General features: G+C 54.9%; 2 protein-coding genes. Both read left to right on the top strand.

Translation table 11 applies throughout. The annotated features are described in order from the left end of the window. Window positions 1–97 precede the first annotated feature (97 nt). The gene (locus AC1DPR_RS31645) at window positions 98–1,273 is read left to right on the top strand and encodes a helix-turn-helix domain-containing protein (protein WP_477105030.1); all 1,176 of its coding nucleotides are present in this window, start codon (window positions 98–100) and stop codon (window positions 1,271–1,273) included. After that, window positions 1,251–1,874 (top strand): PIN domain-containing protein, encoded by a 624-nt coding sequence (locus tag AC1DPR_RS31640; protein ID WP_477105029.1) that lies wholly within the window; start codon window positions 1,251–1,253, stop codon window positions 1,872–1,874. The genes AC1DPR_RS31645 and AC1DPR_RS31640 overlap by 23 nt, the downstream gene beginning before the upstream one ends. The last annotated feature ends 215 nt before the right edge of the window (window positions 1,875–2,089 follow it).

Raw genomic sequence — 2,089 nt, 5'->3', positions numbered from 1 at the left:
GAATGGATCAATTATTAAAGCAGCACGCCTCCGAATGGGGGGCGTTTAAGGGCGATCTGGGGTCTGAATCGTTCGTGCGGAAATGGATAGGTAGTGCATGATGACGAAACCAACTCAAGAATTTTCCCCCGTAGAGTTGGGAGAAAGGCTACGTGTAGCGCGGGAGTCTGCCAATGTGACGCAAGATGCGGCGGCAAAAGCCGCCGGCATCGGGCGCACGACGCTGGTTGCTATCGAAAAAGGACAAAGGAGCGCGCGCCCCAGCGAGCTACAAGTACTTAGCCGACACTACGGAATCTCTGTCAATTCGTTGCTGCGCCGGGAGGCGGTTCATGTAGATTTGATACCGCGATTTCGGTCTCTGCCAGAGACTGACGACCAGGGTATCGTCGAGGCTGCGCGAGTGCTAAACGACCTCGTGCGAGCAGAAGTCGAGCTCGAGAATGTGCTTGGGGTCCAGAGGGCTAGGAACTATCCGGTGGAAAAGACGCTCTTGCCCGGAGATATAAGGGCCCAGGCTGAGGAGGATGCCCAGAATCTGCGTAATTGGCTTGGTCTTGGCGAGGGACCGGTTCAGGATTTGATTCCTTTGATGGAGCTGCAGCTTGGTCTCCGAGTGTATTCTCGGAAGCTAGATCCAAAAGTCTCGGGTCTTTTTGCTTACGATGACGAAGTTGGTGCCTGCATTCTGATTAACTCCAGCCACCGGCGTGATCGGCGTAACCAAACCGGTGCGCATGAGCTCGGTCACTTCATCGCGACTCGACGTCATCCAGAAGTCTATCAAGATGAAAAGTACGAGAATTCGCGAGAGGAGCGCTATGCAAATGCATTCGGACGTGCTTTTCTGACGCCAGCGCGCGCCGTAATGGAAAAGTTCAAGGCGTTGACCACGGGGTCAAGTCACCTAACGCGCCGTCACATCATTCTGCTTGCCCACTACTTCGGCGTCTCCAGGCAAGCGATGGTGTTGAGGCTCGAAGAGCTGGAACTAACCAAGAAGGGCACTTGGGAATGGTTTAGAGACAATGGGGGTATCACCGATGCGCAGGTGCGCCAGGTGATTGGTGAGCAGGCGGACGTTTTTTACACTGCAGAAGACACCCAGTCTTCGCGTCTTTTCCTGCTTGCAATCGATGCATGGAAGAAGGATTTGATCAGTGAAGGGCAAATGGCGGAAATGCTTAAGCTGGGTCGGCCAAAGGTGCGCGAGCTTCTTGACGAGGCAGCAGCTGAAGAGGATGAAGTAGATGACCTTTTCAAGCTGTCTTAACGAGGAGGATCGTAAGCTGGTGTTGGATGCCAGCGTTGTCATAAACCTGTTGGCCACCGGCCAGCCGGCGGCTATTTTGCAAGCGCTGTCTATCCCGATCACTGTCACGCACAACGTCGTCGTGGAAATTGAACGGGGAGCATTGAACGGGCATCCGGAAAAGGCGCTGTTGAGTGAACTCATTGCAGGTGGCTCCCTGCGGGTAGAAGAACTTGATGAGGCTGCACTAGAGTTGTTCGTGGCGCTTGTCTCAGGCGATACTGCCTCGACGCTGGGGGATGGCGAGGCAGCAACGCTGGCGATGGCGCAGACAAGGAAGATCTCCGCGGGAATCGACGAAAAAAAGGCAACGCGCATCGCCACCGAACGCTTTTGCTCATTAAGGCTAGTTACAACACTCGACATTCTCGCGCATCATGCCGTGGCAGGATCGCTGGGTGATGCGGTACTAAGCGATGCGGTGCTTCGAGCGTTGACGCGTACCAGGATGCAGGTGCGCGAGCATCAGTTCGGTTGGGTCGCTGACCTCATTGGTCTGGAAAATGTCGAGACATGCCCCAGCCTTAAGCGGCATGCCAAACGCCAATCCGTACAAGCGTAGGGCGAGGCCGGTGGGTAACGCAGAGGAAAAGTGCTTTGAATTTTGGGTGCCGGTCTCGATTCAGTCCGGTTTGGTCCGTCGGGTCTTCCGCACGCATGAGTAACGGTGTAATTCGTTCGCTCGTATACTCTCGGGTGTTGACTACTAATACCAAAAGGAACCCGTGCGAGTCGGCGTCGAATTGCCATCCGATCCCTTGATCGAGTATTCGGACT

The sequence above is a fragment of the Rhizobium sp. 01T417 genome (genome assembly GCF_056398905.1).
This window is presented reverse-complemented; position numbering and strand designations above follow the sequence as displayed.